17 protein-coding genes are annotated in these 14,249 nt (G+C 71.3%); 10 read left to right on the top strand and 7 right to left on the bottom strand.

Features of this window, described 5'->3' with window-relative positions; all coding sequences use genetic code 11:
- Positions 1 to 39: 39 nt before the first annotated feature.
- Positions 40 to 894, bottom strand: coding sequence for an LLM class flavin-dependent oxidoreductase (locus HT134_RS34385; protein WP_175604656.1), 855 nt, complete (start codon positions 892 to 894; stop codon positions 40 to 42).
- Positions 895 to 971: 77 nt separating this feature from the next.
- Between HT134_RS34385 and HT134_RS34380 the strand changes: the two genes are divergently transcribed.
- Complete coding sequence (locus HT134_RS34380; protein WP_175604655.1) at positions 972 to 1,445, top strand: MarR family winged helix-turn-helix transcriptional regulator; 474 nt, start codon at positions 972 to 974, stop codon at positions 1,443 to 1,445.
- Positions 1,446 to 1,456: 11 nt separating this feature from the next.
- Here HT134_RS34380 and HT134_RS47280 read toward each other — a convergent pair whose 3' ends face one another.
- From HT134_RS47280 to HT134_RS34365, 3 genes are all read right to left on the bottom strand, one after another.
- Positions 1,457 to 2,290 carry an SRPBCC family protein gene (locus HT134_RS47280; protein ID WP_175604654.1) on the bottom strand — a complete coding sequence of 278 codons (834 nt, stop codon included), beginning with the start codon at positions 2,288 to 2,290 and terminating at the stop codon, positions 1,457 to 1,459.
- Positions 2,283 to 2,858 (bottom strand): ArsR/SmtB family transcription factor, encoded by a 576-nt coding sequence (locus HT134_RS34370; RefSeq protein ID WP_175604653.1) that lies wholly within the window; start codon positions 2,856 to 2,858, stop codon positions 2,283 to 2,285. The genes HT134_RS47280 and HT134_RS34370 overlap by 8 nt, the downstream gene beginning before the upstream one ends.
- A 77-nt stretch (positions 2,859 to 2,935) precedes the next feature.
- Positions 2,936 to 3,961, bottom strand: coding sequence for a GDP-mannose 4,6-dehydratase (locus HT134_RS34365; RefSeq protein WP_175604652.1), 1,026 nt, complete (start codon positions 3,959 to 3,961; stop codon positions 2,936 to 2,938).
- 256 nt (positions 3,962 to 4,217) lie between these two features.
- Here HT134_RS34365 and HT134_RS34360 point away from each other — a divergent pair, with 256 nt between their 5' ends.
- The 4 genes from HT134_RS34360 (at position 4,218) to HT134_RS34345 (ending at position 8,375) form a co-directional block, all read left to right on the top strand.
- Positions 4,218 to 5,447 (top strand): glycosyltransferase family 4 protein, encoded by a 1,230-nt coding sequence (locus tag HT134_RS34360; RefSeq protein WP_175604651.1) that lies wholly within the window; start codon positions 4,218 to 4,220, stop codon positions 5,445 to 5,447.
- A gap of 52 nt (positions 5,448 to 5,499) precedes the next feature.
- Positions 5,500 to 6,216, top strand: a complete 717-nt coding sequence (locus tag HT134_RS34355; protein WP_175604650.1) for a class I SAM-dependent methyltransferase — start codon at positions 5,500 to 5,502, stop codon at positions 6,214 to 6,216.
- A complete protein-coding gene (locus HT134_RS34350) occupies positions 6,213 to 7,253 on the top strand; it encodes a glycoside hydrolase family 15 protein (protein ID WP_175604649.1) in 1,041 nt (346 codons plus the stop codon). Before HT134_RS34355 ends, HT134_RS34350 begins: the two co-directional genes overlap by 4 nt.
- 147 nt (positions 7,254 to 7,400) lie before the next feature.
- On the top strand, positions 7,401 to 8,375 hold the full coding sequence (locus tag HT134_RS34345; RefSeq protein WP_175604648.1) for a DUF1702 family protein: 975 nt from the start codon (positions 7,401 to 7,403) through the stop codon (positions 8,373 to 8,375).
- Between the two features lie 7 nt (positions 8,376 to 8,382).
- Here HT134_RS34345 and HT134_RS34340 read toward each other — a convergent pair whose 3' ends face one another.
- Positions 8,383 to 9,018, bottom strand: a complete 636-nt coding sequence (locus tag HT134_RS34340; RefSeq protein ID WP_376768140.1) for a class I SAM-dependent methyltransferase — start codon at positions 9,016 to 9,018, stop codon at positions 8,383 to 8,385.
- Positions 9,019 to 9,110: 92 nt separating this feature from the next.
- Between HT134_RS34340 and HT134_RS34335 the strand changes: the two genes are divergently transcribed.
- The 4 genes from HT134_RS34335 to HT134_RS34320 all read left to right on the top strand — a co-directional run bounded on the left by HT134_RS34335 (position 9,111) and on the right by HT134_RS34320 (position 11,768).
- The gene (locus HT134_RS34335; RefSeq protein ID WP_175604647.1) at positions 9,111 to 9,566 is read left to right on the top strand and encodes a pyridoxamine 5'-phosphate oxidase family protein; all 456 of its coding nucleotides are present in this window, start codon (positions 9,111 to 9,113) and stop codon (positions 9,564 to 9,566) included.
- Positions 9,563 to 9,754 carry a ferredoxin gene (locus HT134_RS34330; protein WP_175604646.1) on the top strand — a complete coding sequence of 64 codons (192 nt, stop codon included), beginning with the start codon at positions 9,563 to 9,565 and terminating at the stop codon, positions 9,752 to 9,754. The genes HT134_RS34335 and HT134_RS34330 overlap by 4 nt, the downstream gene beginning before the upstream one ends.
- 54 nt (positions 9,755 to 9,808) lie before the next feature.
- A complete protein-coding gene (locus HT134_RS34325) occupies positions 9,809 to 10,894 on the top strand; it encodes a Zn-dependent alcohol dehydrogenase (RefSeq protein ID WP_175604645.1) in 1,086 nt (361 codons plus the stop codon).
- Positions 10,895 to 11,141: 247 nt separating this feature from the next.
- Complete coding sequence (locus tag HT134_RS34320; protein WP_175604644.1) at positions 11,142 to 11,768, top strand: SMI1/KNR4 family protein; 627 nt, start codon at positions 11,142 to 11,144, stop codon at positions 11,766 to 11,768.
- Between the two features lie 210 nt (positions 11,769 to 11,978).
- On the opposite strand, the gene HT134_RS34315 is transcribed toward HT134_RS34320, so the two are convergent.
- Entirely contained in the window at positions 11,979 to 12,914 is a 936-nt protein-coding gene (locus HT134_RS34315) for an NAD-dependent epimerase/dehydratase family protein (RefSeq protein WP_175604643.1), read from the bottom strand.
- Positions 12,915 to 13,045: 131 nt separating this feature from the next.
- Positions 13,046 to 13,468, bottom strand: a complete 423-nt coding sequence (locus tag HT134_RS34310; protein WP_175604642.1) for a nuclear transport factor 2 family protein — start codon at positions 13,466 to 13,468, stop codon at positions 13,046 to 13,048.
- A 105-nt stretch (positions 13,469 to 13,573) separates the two neighbouring features.
- On the opposite strand from HT134_RS34310, the gene HT134_RS34305 reads away from it, so the two are divergent.
- Entirely contained in the window at positions 13,574 to 14,218 is a 645-nt protein-coding gene (locus HT134_RS34305; protein WP_175604641.1) for a TetR/AcrR family transcriptional regulator, read from the top strand.
- Positions 14,219 to 14,249: the final 31 nt, after the last annotated feature.

The following is a 14,249-nucleotide window of genomic DNA, read 5'->3' as shown; positions in this document are numbered from 1 at the left end:
TGCAGCCATATACCGACATTTCCGTCAAGGCCGCCCCACCTACCTCAGGTGCGGCACCACCTTCTGGGCGAGCAGCTCCGCCTGGTCCCGGAAGTCCGTTCCCACCGGCATGAGGTTCATCGACCCGAACCCCAGCCCGCACAACTCCGCCAGCCGCTCCGTCACCTGCTCCGCGCTCCCCGCCACGACCCCGCCGTCCACGCCGGCGTCCCCGGCGTCGCCGATCCGCACCGGCACGTTGTACACGCACTCCACCTCCCGCCCGCTGGCGGCGGCCGAGGCCAGGACCCGCGCGCGCAGGCCGGTCACCTGCTCCGGCGACGCGAACCCGTACGACGGGATCCACCCGTCGGCCAGCCGGCCCGTGACCTCCAGCGCGCGCTTGCCGTACGTCCCCAGCCAGATCGGGATCGGCCGCTCCGGCTTGGGCTCCAGGTCGGCCTCGAACGTCTGATAGCGGCTGCCCTCGAACGTGAACGACGGTTGCGACCACAGCCCCCGGATGACCTGGACGGCCTCCTCCATCCCGGCCACCTTCTCCCGCGGCGACGGCACGCCCAGCCCGAACGCCCGGAACTCCTCGTCCGAGTACCCGCCCCCGAGCCCGAGGATCAGCCGGCCCCCGGAGAAGCGGTGCAGGGTCTCGGCCATCTTGGCCACCATCGCCGGCGACCGGTACGGCACGCCCAGCACCCGCGTGGCCACCTTGATGCGCGACGTGGCCGCCGCGACCCAGGTCAGCATCGTCCACACCTCGTACGTCGGCGCGCTGCCGCACGGATGGTCCGAGGCGGAGACGAAGTCGAATCCCAGCTCCTCGGCCGCCCGCGCGTCGCCCACCGGGTCCGCCCCCGCCGCCGCGGAGGTGGAGATCCCGAGCCCGAACATGCCCATGACGCCTCCTAAGTCGTTTACATGTAAACCTAAATCACAGTTGTTTACACGTCAACGACATGGGTTAGGGTGGGGGCATGCCCGAGCCCCGATGGCTGGACGACGACGAGTTCCGCGCCTGGATCGGATACCGGCGGATGCGCCTGCTGCTCGACGCCCAGGTGAGCCAGGACCTGACCCGCGAGTCGGGCCTGTCGGCGCCCGACTACGACGTGCTGTCGGCGCTGACCTCCTCCGAGGGGCACCGGCGGCGGCTGACCGAGCTGGCCGACCGGATGCTCTGGTCCAAGAGCCGGCTGTCCCGGCACATCGGACGGATGGAGCAGCGAGGGCTCGTCGCCCGCGAAGGGTGCGAGACGGACGCCCGCGGCTCGGTGATCGTGCTCACCGAGCAGGGGTTGCGCACCATCCAGGAGGCCGCCCCCGGGCACGTCGCGTCGGTGCGGCGGCACCTCATCGACCTGCTCTCCCCCGAGCAGATCGACGCCCTCGGCACGATCGCCGAGACCGTCCTCGCCCACCTGGCCCCGGGCGAGGACCTGCGGAGATAGTCCGGCCGCCGCTACCCGGCCCAGATGGGCCGCCAGTCCGGGATCTCGTGGAAGCGGCGCAGCTCCGACAGCCCCGCCAGGATCCCGCCCCACGCGCCGTACGGCGGCAGCTCGCCCTCGAAGCCGCTCTGCACCAGCGTCAGCCGGGTCCGCCCGCCGGAGCCATCCAGCTCCCAGGTGCCGACGCCGACGGGACCCCAGTCCACGGACAGCCGCCGCCCCGGCTCCAGATCGACGATCACGGCCGGGTTCGGGTTGTCCAAGCCGCCCATCGCGAAGCGCCCGCCCACCCTCGGCTCGATCGCGAGGGGATAGCCGAACCAGCGCGTCGCCTTCTCCGAGTCGACCAGCGAGTCGAACACGGCATCCGGCTCCGCGTCGACGACCACCTCGGCGCGCATGTCGGGCGTGGTGAAGTCGATCTTCGGGGTGAGCTCGCGGCCCTCCAGGTGCTCGGCCAGGTTCGCCAGGGCCAGGCACCAGTACGTCTGCAGGACGCCGCGGATGCTCGTGTTCGCGATGGCCTCCTGGTGGTCGTAGTCGCTCTGCGACAGCGACACGATCGTGGCGTCGTCGCCGTCCTCCTCCACGGCGAACTCGGTGGTGGCCTCCACCCCGCCGAGCGTCCAGGCGAAGCGGACCGTCCGGTCGTCGGCGTGCAGCAGCCGCTGGCGCGGCGCGTCGCCCTCGGGGGTGTGCCGGCCCCAGAACGCGTAGCGGCCGGGCAGCTCGACCTCGGCGTGCTCGGCCAGCCAGACCCGCATGGCGGCGGGGTCGGTCAGCGCGTGCCGCACCTCCTTGACGGGGGCCTGGACGCGGGCACGCAGGGTCATCGGCTCAGTCATCGTGCTCCTCCTTCAGGTCTTGCGGGTGAACGGGGTAGCAGGCGACGGCGAGCTTGAAGGCGTCGCCCTCGGCCCCGCCGTACCTCGTGAACAGCTCCCGCAGCGTGCTCTGCAGGTCGTCGAGGAACCGCTGCCGATCCTCGGGCCGTACGCGGATCTCTCCCGAGACGCCGATCGAGGGCAGCTCGGGGGCCGCGCGGTCGAGGCCGGCGATGTCGGCCTGCACTTCCTCCATCAGGTCGAGGAGGTAGCCGAGGCTCAGCTCGTCGCGCGCCCGGCGCAGGCCGATCCGGCCGACCAGGCGGGGCGACAGCCAGTAGGCGCGGGCGCCGGCCTGGTAGCTGCCCTCGTTGATGCCGCGCACCTTGCGCTCCGACACCAGGTCGACCAGCCCCGCCTCGACCAGCCGTTTGACGTGGTAGTAGACGCGCTGGGGCGTCTGGCCGAGCCGCTCGGCGACCTCGGAGCAGGTGCGCGGCTCGGCGAGCTGCCGCAGCACCTCCACGCGCTGCGGCTTGAGCAGGGCCTCGGCCTGCTCGATCTCTTCCAGGTACAGGACGTCTCTCATCGCAAAAACATTGTTTTACGTAAAAGACAATTTTGTCAATGACCCGTGCCGGAGGTCCGCGCGGGGCGGACCGGGGATCAGGGCCAGGAACTGTCCTGGTCGGGGTCGCCGCCGTCCGACAGCAGACGGATGTCCGACTCGACCATCAGCGCGACCAGCTCGTCGAACGACACGGTGGGCTCCCAGCCGAGCTGCACCCGCGCCTTCTTCGGGTCGGCGCACAGCAGGTCCACCTCGGCGGGGCGGTGCAGGGCCTGGTCGGTGACGACGTACCGCTCCCAGTCGAGCCCGGCGGCGGCGAAGGCGGCCTCGGCCAGCTCCCTGACCGACTTCATGCGGCCGGTGCCGATCACGTAGTCCTCGGGCGTGGCGGCCTGGAGCATGAGATGCATGGCGCGCACGTAGTCGCCCGCGAACCCCCAGTCGCGCCGCGCCTCCAGGTTGCCCAGGCGCAGCTCGTCCGCCAGGCCGAGCTTGATGCGGGCCACGCCCAGCGACACCTTGCGGGTGACGAACTCGGCGCCGCGGCGCGGCGACTCGTGGTTGAACAGGATCCCGGACACCGCGAACATGCCGTACGACTCGCGGTAGTTCTGGGTGAGGAAGTGCCCGTACGCCTTGGCCACCCCGTACGGCGAGCGCGGGTGGAAGCCGGTGCGCTCGTTCTGCGGCGTCTCGCTGACCTGGCCGAACATCTCCGACGACGACGCCTGGTAGAAGCGGATTTGGCCGCCGGCCGCCGCGCCGCCGCGCGACACGCCGGAGCACACCCGGATGGCCTCCAGCATGCGCAGCACGCCCATCCCGGTGACCTCGGCGGTCAGCTCGGCCTGCTCCCACGACATGGGCACGAAGGAGATGGCCCCCAGGTTGTAGACCTCGTCGGGCTGTACGCGTTCCACGGCCGAGATGAGCGAGCCCTGGTCGAGGAGGTCGCCGCGCACCACCTGCACGTCGGCGAGCAGCTTGCGCATCCGCGACACGCGCGGGTTGGCCTGCCCGCGGGCCAGCCCCCAGACCTCGTAGCCCTCACGGAGCAGGTGCTCCGCGAGGTAGGAGCCGTCCTGGCCGGTGATGCCGGTGATCAAAGCGCGCCTGGCCAACGGGCCCTCCCCTATCACTACCGCGTCTGTCTGGGACGGGAATGTACAGCTACGGCCTAGTCACAGCACCAGTCCACCTAGAACACGTTCCACCGAACCGCGCTCGGGCATGCCAACGTCGCAGTTCGCGCGCCCTGCGGAAGAGATGAGGAACAATTCCAGACGACCTACCGAATGGTAGCCTTTTCGGACTAAGGTCATCTTTCACGGTACACGCCGGACACAGCGTGCCTACCGGCGGAGAAAGGGGTGTCCGTTGCGGATCGCGCTGCTGTCCTACCGCAGCAAGCCGACCTGTGGGGGGCAGGGCGTCTACCTGCGCCACCTGAGCCGCGAGCTGGTCGCCCTCGGGCACCACGTGGAGGTGTTCTCCGGCCAGCCGTACCCGGAGCTCGACGACGGCGTGATCCTCAACGAGGTGCCGAGCCTGGACCTCTACCGCGACGAGGACCCGTTCCGGACTCCCAAGCTGCACGAGTACCGCGACTGGATCGACTGGCTCGAGGTCGGCACCATGTGGACGGCCGGCTTCCCCGAGCCGCTGACGTTCACCCTGCGCGCCTACCGCGAGCTGAAGAAGCGCGTCGGCGACTTCGACGTGGTCCAGGACAACCAGACCCTCGGGTACGGCCTGCTGGGCATCCAGAAGCTGTTCCCCGTGGTCGGCACCATCCACCACCCCATCAGCGTGGACCGGCGCATCGAGCTGGAGGCCGCGCAGGGCGCCAAGAGGCTGTCGCTGCGCCGTTGGTACGGGTTCGTCAAGATGCAGGCCCGCGTCGCTCCGCGGCTCAGCCCCATCCTCACCGTCAGCGAGTCGTCGCTGGCCGACATCCACCGCGACTTCAACGTCCCGCAGGCCAACATGCGCCTGATCCCGCTCGGCGTCGACACCCGCTACTTCCACCCCCGCCCGGACAAGCCGCGGCGCAAGGGCTCGATCGTGGCCGTGGCCAGCGCCGACTCCCCCATGAAGGGCGTCGCCACACTGCTGCGCGCCGTCGCCAAGCTCGCCACCGAGCGCGACGTGAACCTCACCGTGGTCAGCCGGCCCACTCCCGGCGGGCCCACCGAGCAGCTCGTCCAGGAGCTGTCGCTGCAGGAGCGGGTCCGTTTCGTCCACGGCATCTCCGACGACGAGCTCGGCGAGCTGATCGCCACCTCCGAGATCTCGGTCGTGCCGTCCCTGTACGAGGGGTTCTCGCTGCCCGCGGTCGAGCACATGGCCTGCGCCACGCCGCTGGTCGCCAGCCGTACCGGTGCGCTGCCCGAGGTGGTCGGCGACGCGGCGGTCCAGGTCGCGCCCGGCGACCCGGAGGAGCTGGCCGCGGTGCTGCGGCGCCTGCACGACTCGCCCGAGGAGCGCGAACGTGTGGGCCGCGCCGGATACGACCGGGTCATGGAGCGCTACACCTGGCACGTCGTCGCCAAGCGGACCGTCGAGGCGTACCACGAGGCCATCGCGGCCCACCGCCCCGCCCGCTGATCTCCTCCCAGCCGAGAAGCCCCTTTTCCCCGACCACAAGGAGACGGATCAAGTGCTGACCGTGGACTTCGACCGGCTGCCCGTGGGGCCCGGCACCCGCGTGCTCGACCTGGGCTGCGGCGGGGGCCGGCACGCCTTCGAGGTGCTGCGCCGCGGCGCGGACGTGGTCGCCTTCGACATGGACCAGGCCGAGCTGGACGGCGTGGCCGGCATGTTCGCGGCGATGGACAAGGCCGGCGAGGTGCCGCAGGGCGCCACCGGCCAGACCGTCCAGGGGACGGCGCTGGACATGCCGTTCGAGGACGGCAGCTTCGACCGGGTCATCGCCGCGGAGGTGCTGGAGCACATCCCGGACGACATGGCCGCCATGCGGGAGATCTTCCGGGTGCTCAAGCCGGGCGGCATCGCCGCGGTCACGGTGCCGAGCTTCCTGCCCGAGCGGATCTGCTGGGCGCTGGACGAGGACTACCACACCGCCCCGGGCGGCCACGTGCGCATCTACACGCTGGCCGAGCTGTCGGCCAAGCTGAAGTCCACCGGCTTCGTCATCGGCCCCCACCACCACGCCCACGGCCTGCACGCGCCGTACTGGTGGATCAAGTGCGCGGTCGGCGTCAACAACGACGACCACCCGCTGGCCAAGGCGTACCACGAGCTGCTCGTGTGGGACATCATGAAGCGCCCCGCCGCGACCCGCGTCGCCGAGGCCCTGCTCAACCCGCTCATCGGCAAGAGCGTGGTCCTCTACGTCAGGAAGCCCGCGGCGTGATCGGCCGCGAGGAGGTCGTCCGGACGGCCTTGAGCATCGCGGCGATCCAGCAGGAGGACGGCGGCGTGCCGTGGCCCGAGGGGCACGTGGACGCCTGGAACCACGTCGAGTGCCTCATGGCCATGGCGGTCGCCGGGCTGGAGGAGCCCGTGCGGCGCGGCTGGGAGTGGCTGGAGCGGCACCAGCGCGAGGACGGCTCCTGGCCGATGAAGCTGGTCGGCGGCGCCGCCGTCGAGGAGGGCGGCGAGACCAACCACGCCGCGTACGTCGCCGCCGGCCTGTGGCACCACCACCTGGTGACCGGCGACCAGGAGGCCACCGAGCGGCGCTGGCCCATGGTCAAGGCCGCCCTCGACTACGTCGCGGGCCTGCAGACCCCGCGCGGCGAGATCGTCTGGGAGCGCGACGCCCGGGGACGGGCCTCGACGTACGCGCTGCTCACCGGCTGCTCGTCCATCCACCAGGCGCTGCGCTGCGGCGTGCTGCTGGCCGAGCGCCTCGGCGACCCGCAGCCGCACTGGGAGCTGGCCGCCGACCGGCTGGCGCACGTGCTGGCGGCCCATCCGGAGGCGTTCGCCGACAAGAGCCGCTTCTCGATGGACTGGTACTACCCGGTGCTGGGCGGGGCGGTGCGCGGCGCGCAGGCGTCCGAGCTGGTGGAGCGCGAGTGGGCGACGTTCGTGGTGCCCGGCCTCGGGATCCGGTGCGTGTCGGACGAGCCGTGGGTCACGGGCGCCGAGACGTGCGAGCTGGTGCTGGCGCTCGACGCGCTGGGCGACCGGGAACGGGCGCGGCGGCTGTTCGCCGACATCCAGCACCTGCGGCACGAGGACGGGTCGTACTGGACCGGCTGGCAGTTCGCCAACCGCAAGCACTTCCCGCACGAGCGGTCCGGCTACACGGCGGCCGCGGTGGTGCTGGCGGCGGACGCGCTGGAGGGGCTGTCGGCGGGCGCGGGGCTGTTCCGCGACGTGAGCGCGCCGTCCGTGCCGCCGTCCGACCCGGACCGGTGCGGCTGCACCCCCGCCCGCGCGTGATCCCCCGTCCGCAAGGGCTTTTGCGGTTTCTTTGCCGGTGAGGCCGGAGCGCCGCACCGGGCGGGCGCAAGCGGGTCACTAGCGTCGGGAGTGGCCGTACGAGGCGTCTTCGGGGGAAGCGTGGGCGACACGGGCACGACTGCGTACTTGCACCATGACGGGATCGACGCGGCGCCCGCGCCTCCGGCCGCCGGCTGGCGCAGGCTCCTGGCCCGCGACGCCGACGAGGTCGCCGCCGGCCCCTGGGCCGCCGAGCCCGGCCGGCGCGGGGTCGAGGAGGCCGAGAGCGCGTACGTCTCCGGCTTCAACGCCGCCCTGTCCCGCGACGCCGGCGCCCTTCCGGCGCTGCTCGACGGGCTGCCTCGGGAGAGGTGGACGTTCGCCTGCGAGGGCGCGGGGGCCGCGAGCGCGGTGCTCGACCTGCTCACGCTGTCGCGCGGACGGCGCCTGCGCGCGCTGCTGTCCGGACCGGCCGCGCGTCACCACCACGCCGTCCACCTCGGCGCCGGGCGCGGGTACGCGCTGCTGCGCCTGCCGCCCATGCGGGGGGCGTGCCGGGGGCATCCGCTGCTGCGCTGGCTGGCCGTGGACGGGTACGGGTTCCAGCGGGGCCTGGAGGCCGGGGTCCGCCTGCTGCACGAACGGGCCATGCCGGGGCTGCTGACGCGGGCCCGTTGCGCGACGTTCGACCAGGGGCTCGGCCGGCTGCTGTGGCACCACGAGCGGGCCGCTGCCGAGCCGGTCGCCGACCGCGTCGCCGGGTTCCCGGCGGGACGGCGGGGCGACCTGTGGGCCGGGGTCGCCTACGCCGCCACGCGCACGGGCGGCGCCACCGGCGAGGAGCTGGCGCTGCTGGCCGAGCGGGCGGGCGCCGACGGGTACCGGTCCTGCCTGGCGCAGGGGTGCGCGTTCGCGTCGATGGCCGTGGTGCGGGAAGCGGCCCTGCTCGGGCCGGCCGTGCTGGCCGCGCCGATCCTGGCGGGGGCCGAGCCGGAGGAGGCGGCCGCCTGGGCGGACCGGGCGCTGCTGGCACTCGGCCACGACGCCCGTACGCACGACGACTACCTCGCCTGGCAGGCGGAGACCCGGCGGGCCTGGTCCCACCGCCACCGCCTCGGCTGACGGGCCCTCAGAGGCCGGGGCGGACCCGTTCGAGCACCCGCAGCGAGCCGCGTACGTCGACCTCCTCGAACGCCCCCGACTCCAGCGCCCGCAGATACACCCGGTACGGCGCCTGCCCGCCGTCGGCCGGATCGGGATAGATGTCGTGGAAGACCAGCGCCCCGCCCTCGACGACGTGCGGCGCCCAGCCCTCGTAGTCGCGGGTCACCGGATCCTCCGAGTGGCCGCCGTCGATGAACAGCATGCCGAGCGGCGTGCGCCACAGCCGGGCGACCCGCTCGGAGGCGCCCACGACGGCGATCACCTCGTCCTCCAGGCCGGCGGCGGCGATCGTGGCCCGGAAGACGGGCAGCGAGTCCATCCTGCCGAAGCGCGGGTCCACCAGCGTGGGATCGTGGTGCTCCCAGCCGGGCTGGATCTCCTCCGAGCCGCGGTGGTGGTCCACGGTGACGACCACGGTCCCGGCCTGCCGGGCCGCCGCGCCGAGATAGATGGCCGACTTGCCGCAGTACGTACCGATCTCGCAGATGGGGCCGCGCTTGCCGTACCGCAGAGCCGTCTCGAACAGCGCCAGCCCCTCGTCCGGCGGCATGAAGCCCTTGGCGTTCTCGGCGGCGTCCAGGAGGTCCGGCGGCATCATCATGGACCGCACCCTAACCGACATCCGCCCCCAAGACCGAACAAGGTTCCGGTGACCTCTTGCCCCGGCATTCTGCAACCTGTTCTACTTGGCACGTGAATCAGCGCGCTCGCATCGCGATGTCCGGCGACGAGGTCGACGCATTCCTCGCATCGGCCCGCAAGCTGCAGCTCGCGACCATCAACCCCGACGGCACGCCGCACCTGGTCACCATGTTCTACGCGCTCGACGAAGGGGGAAGGGTCGTCTTCTGGACGTACGCCAAGGCGCAGAAGACCCGCAACCTGGAGCGCGACCCGCGTGTGACGTGCCTCATCGAGACCGGTGACGACTACGACCAGCTGCGCGGCGTCATGCTGTACGGCAAGGCCCGACGGGTGGACGAGCGCGCGGCCGTCCTCGACATCGGCCTGCGGGTCGTGCGCGGGATGAACCCGGGCGTGGCCGACGAGCACCTGCTGCCCTATGTCGAGCACACCGGTCGCAAGCGGGTCGGATTCGTCGTGGAGCGCACCAAGGTGGTCTCATGGGATCACAGGAGGCTCACGTGAAAGTCAAGGTCGACGAGATGGTCTGCGAGGCCAATGCCGTGTGCATGGGGCTCGCTCCCGAGGTCTTCGATGTGGACGACGACGACCAGCTCCACATCCTGCTGCCCGACGTGCCACCCGAGATGCACGACCGCGTACGCCACGCCGTCCGGTCCTGCCCGAAAGCCGCACTCTCCCTGGAGGAATAGCCGTTCCGCCAGGACAGCCCGTTCCGCCAGGACAGCCCCGAGGAGGAACCCCCCATGCGCGCCGCGCTCCTGCACGCCGTAGGCGACGACAAGCTCGACATCCGTGACGACGTCACGCTGGCCCCCGTCGGTCCCACCGAGGTACGGGTCCGGGTCAGGGCCACCGGCGTCTGCCACTCGGACCTGTCGGCCATGTCCGGCGTGCTGCCCCAACCCGTGCCGCTCGTCCCCGGGCACGAGGGCGCGGGCGAGGTGCTGGAGGTCGGCGACCACGTCACCACCGTCCAGCCGGGCGACCACGTCATCATCAGCTGGCGCCCGGCCTGCCAGGAGTGCCGGCTCTGCGTGGGGGGCCAGCCGCACCTGTGCATGAAGTACACCGTCGAGGCCTTCAGCAAGGGCAACTTCCGCTTCGGCGGCGACACCATGGCCTTCGGCATGGCCGGCTGCGGCACCTGGGCCGAGGAGGTCGTCATCCCCTGGCAGGGCGCGATCAAGATCGACGCGGACGTGCCCTGGGAGGCGGCGGCCCTCATCGGCTGCGGTATCACCACCGGCGTCGGCGCCGCCGTCAACACCGCCAAGGTCCGCCCCGGCTCCACGGTCGCGGTCGTCGGCTGCGGCGGCGTCGGCCTGTCTGTCATCCAGGGCGCCCGCCTCTCCGGGGCCAGGACCATCCTCGCGGTCGACCCGCTGGAGTCCAAGCACGAGCTGGCCAGGAAGGTCGGCGCCACCCACGCCGTCACCCCCGACGGCGTCATGGGCGCCCTCGCCGAGCTGACCGACGGCCAGGGCTTCGACTACGCCTTCGAGGCTGTCGGCAAGGGCGCCACCATCCAGGCCGCCTGGCAACTCGCCCGGCAGGGCGGCGACGTGATCGTGGTGGGCGCGGGCGCTCTGGACGACATGGTGTCGATCTCGGCGTTCAGTCTGCTGTTCGAGGGCAAGAGGCTGCTGTCCAGCGTGTACGGCGAGGCGGACGTCCGGCACGACTTCCCGTACTTCGCCACCCTGTACAAGGCCGGGCAGCTCGACCTCGACTCCATGATCAGCGCCCGCATCCGCCTGGCGGACCTCAACGACGCGGTGGCGGCCTTGAAGGGCGGCGAGGTGCTGCGCCAGGTCGTCATCATGGACTGACCTGCTGGGGTTCGAAAGGCAAGGTCCTCACGGGAAGGGGCGCGCTGCGCGCGCAATCACGCTCGGGCGTGCCCCCCAGGGGAGCCTTCAGATCAGGGGTTCTCGAACGTGACGCTGCCCATTGAACACGTCATCGCCTTGTGGAGTTCCACGGATCCCGCCGATCGCTCTCATCGGCCATGATCAGGCACCTACAGTTGTCGGGCCACGCCCACGTAGCCGTACGATCACCCGATCAAGGACCGCGATGTCGATACACGAGAGTCTGGCGATCCTTCACCGCGCCGCCGAATCCGGAACGGTCGTCATCACGGCGTCGGAGCCCGCCTCCGCCGAAGCCGTCCGCGACCGCGAGACAGGGCTGAAGCCCCATTTCGGAACCGTCGACTGGACGGCTCCGCCCAGCTACCGGGCTTTCCTCGCCGAGCACAACACCTTTGCCTGCAAGCGCCGGGACGTCTCATCCGACGGGTACATCGAGTTCGTCGTCGTCGGTGACGACGCCATCGTTGAGCTGAACTCCGATCTCGTGCATATGCCCGAGCATGTGGACCGCGGCGACGGCCGGTGGCTGTCCACCAACCACCTGGTCGGCTTCGCCCTCGCCGACGCGGACAACGAGGCGGTCTGGTGCTTCGATGTCACCCAGCCGGACGCAGACGGCGAATACCCGGTCTACTACCACCACTACGACGATCAAGAAGGGCGCGCACGCTACGTTGAGGGCGGGGACTGGGAGGACCTGGCCAACTCCACCCCGGACTTCCCCACGTTCGCCGCCTGGCTGGACGCGATGGCCAACGCGTTCACCGCGCCTGAGCCGCCGAGCTGGTTCGAGCAGCTGGGCTCTCCGGGCTTCTACCCGGGACTGTAGGAGGCCGTACAGGTAGGGGTGCGATCATGTCCAGGGTCGGGGCGAGCAGCGGGGAGTCGTGAGAGGCAATGGTTTTCGTTGACGCCGGGGCGTCGTGCTGCGGGGCTTCGTCCCTGAGGCGAGAGACGGCCGCTGATCGGCGGCCGTCTCCTCGATCGGGGCGGGCGGCATGACGACACCCGCCGAGGCGGAAGAACGGCACTCGGCACGTCACGTCCCGACCCGAAGCCCCTGGCGCCAGGTGGGGTGTGCCGGGTGCCAGCCGAGTTCGCGCTTGGCCTTGGCGTTGGACGCGCCGCGCAGCTCGGTCATGAGCACGACGCCGGCCTGTCCGGCGGCCAGCCGTCCGATGAACCGCGGTACGCGCATCGGCTTCTTGGCGCCCAGCATCGCCGCCAACTCCGGCAGCCATTCGGCGACCGGGGCGGGGTCGTCGTCGACGATGTTGTAGACACCGCGGCCGCCCTTCTCCACCGCTGCGACCGTGGCCTCGGCGGCGTCGGCGATGTGGACGAACGACCACACCCCGCCGCCGTCGCCGACGACCGGGAACTTGCGCTTGCGGATCATCTCGAGCTGCGCGGAGCCCGGCGCCATGGAGGTGCCGGGGCCGTAGAACGCTCCGTAGCGCAGCACGATCCCTTCGATCCCGGCGGCGTCCAGCACGGCCTTCTCCAGGTGCTTGACCGCGGCGATCATCGAGGCCATGTCGCTGACCGGCGAGCGGTCCAGGGGGTCCTGCTCGGTCTTGACCGGCCCGCCGGTCCGGGTGTACGTGAACGCGCCGTTGCTCGCGGCGACGAACCGTCGTACTCCTGTGGCGCGGGCGGCCGCGAGCAGGTTGTCGGTGCCCTCGATCCGCAGCCGGTCGGTGGCGGCGAAGCTGCGTTCGAAGTGGCGGGTGTCGATGTGCCCGATGGCGGTCAGCTGGTGAACGATCACCTCCGGGGCCGCCTGGCGGACGGCCGCCTCGACCTGGGCGCGGTCGAGCGCATCGGCGACGACCGGCACCGCGCCGAGCTGTGCTGCCCTGGCCTTGCCCGATTCGCTGCGGACCATGGCGAACACCTCGTGTCCCGCATCGACCAGACGGGGCACGAGTTCCTTGCCCATCGCTCCGGTCGCTCCTGCCACCAGCACTCTCATCGTCGGCTCCCTTGCCGTCCGGTTCGGATTCGTCCCTTGAACCGGACAAGCCGCCGTTTCCTGACAGGAGCCGAAGGTGAGTCACGTCACATCACGAGCAGGGGCTCCTCATGGCCGGCCGCCGCCCACCCTCACGCGTCCCCGAACACCATGCGATGCCCCTTGGCGGTGTCCATGTATTCGCGCACCCGATGGATCAGCCCGTCCCGCAGTTCGAAGACGAAGCAGTAGTCGTTGTGGTAGGCGTTGCCGCCCGCCAGCGTGGCCCGCATGGTCTCCTCCACCACGACCACGTCGCCGTCGGCGTAGAAGCCGCGGAAATCCAGTGCCACGTCGGCGACGAACATGCGCCGGAAGTCGACGGTGAGGAAGTGGACGATGGTGTCCCTGCCCACCATGTGGTGCGACCCGCCGAGCGCTACGGCGGTCGCGTTCCCGGGCGGGGCCAGCCACTCCGCGTCCTGGGTGAAGAACGCCGCGATCTGGTCCTTGTCGCGGGTCGAGAATGATCGCCACGCCTGCTGCACCAGCTCGCGGCTCTGTTCAGAAGTCATGCCAGGCAGCGTAGGCAGCCTGCGAGCGCGTGACCGGCCACATTCGGACACGGGTCAAGGCACCCAGCCGCCGCGCGGGAGCGCGTGATCGTGGAAGCTTTCGGCATGAACACTTCCGCAGACGACGGCTCACCAGAGCGGGCAGGCTACCGGCGATCGGCGGGGACACCGCGCGGCGAGGCCAGGCGCCGGGAACTGCTCGATCGGGTCACCGAAGACCTCGCGGTCAACGGGCTGGTGGACTTCTCGCTCCGGCGGGCCGCGCGGGCGGCCGGCACCACGCACAAGGTGCTGCTCTACCACTTCGACGGGGTCGACGACCTGCTCAGGCAGGCAGTGCTCAAGCTGCGCGAGAGGCGTACCGTCAGCGCGATGGCCGCCGCCACCGGGGGACCTGCCGGTCGGACGCTGGCCGATCGCGTACGCGCCATGTGGTCCATGCTCAGCGGCGACGAGCCGGGCCTGCGGGTGCTCGACGAGGCCATCGGCCTGGCGATGTACGACCCGGGCCGCTTCGGCTGGCTCGGGCGGGAGGCGTCTCAGCTTTACCTTCCCTCGCTGGTGTCGCTCTGTCCGGTGGACTGGTCGGACCGGCGCAAGCTCGAGGTCGCCGAGATGATCCTGGGGGCGCTCCGAGGCTTCCTGGTGGAGTCGCGGACCAGCGGGGACGCCGCGGGGATCGCCGCGGGGTTCGAGGCCCTGGTCCGCGCTCTGGAGCGGGAGGAGGCCGCCGCCGGTCAGGACGATTGAGATCGGCAGCCCGCTTCGGGATGCCGTCACC

It is taken from the genome of Nonomuraea rhodomycinica, assembly GCF_013363995.1.
Taxonomy (GTDB): domain Bacteria; phylum Actinomycetota; class Actinomycetes; order Streptosporangiales; family Streptosporangiaceae; genus Nonomuraea; species Nonomuraea rhodomycinica.
Note: the sequence above shows the minus strand (reverse complement) of the source record. Positions and strands in the feature narration are given on the sequence as shown.

Bases quoted from the DNA above. Each gene is read 5' to 3' on its own strand.
- HT134_RS34385 (WP_175604656.1), bottom strand. From the start codon at position 894: ATGGGCATGTTCGGGCTCGGGATCTCCACCTCCGCGGCGGCGGGGGCG.
- HT134_RS34380 (WP_175604655.1), top strand. From the start codon at position 972: ATGCCCGAGCCCCGATGGCTGGACGACGACGAGTTCCGCGCCTGGATC.
- HT134_RS47280 (WP_175604654.1), bottom strand. From the start codon at position 2,290: ATGACTGAGCCGATGACCCTGCGTGCCCGCGTCCAGGCCCCCGTCAAG.
- HT134_RS34370 (WP_175604653.1), bottom strand. From the start codon at position 2,858: ATGAGAGACGTCCTGTACCTGGAAGAGATCGAGCAGGCCGAGGCCCTG.
- HT134_RS34340 (WP_376768140.1), bottom strand. From the start codon at position 9,018: ATGATGATGCCGCCGGACCTCCTGGACGCCGCCGAGAACGCCAAGGGC.
- HT134_RS34325 (WP_175604645.1), top strand. From the start codon at position 9,809: ATGCGCGCCGCGCTCCTGCACGCCGTAGGCGACGACAAGCTCGACATC.
- HT134_RS34320 (WP_175604644.1), top strand. From the start codon at position 11,142: ATGTCGATACACGAGAGTCTGGCGATCCTTCACCGCGCCGCCGAATCC.
- HT134_RS34315 (WP_175604643.1), bottom strand. From the start codon at position 12,914: ATGAGAGTGCTGGTGGCAGGAGCGACCGGAGCGATGGGCAAGGAACTC.
- HT134_RS34310 (WP_175604642.1), bottom strand. From the start codon at position 13,468: ATGACTTCTGAACAGAGCCGCGAGCTGGTGCAGCAGGCGTGGCGATCA.
- HT134_RS34305 (WP_175604641.1), top strand. From the start codon at position 13,574: ATGAACACTTCCGCAGACGACGGCTCACCAGAGCGGGCAGGCTACCGG.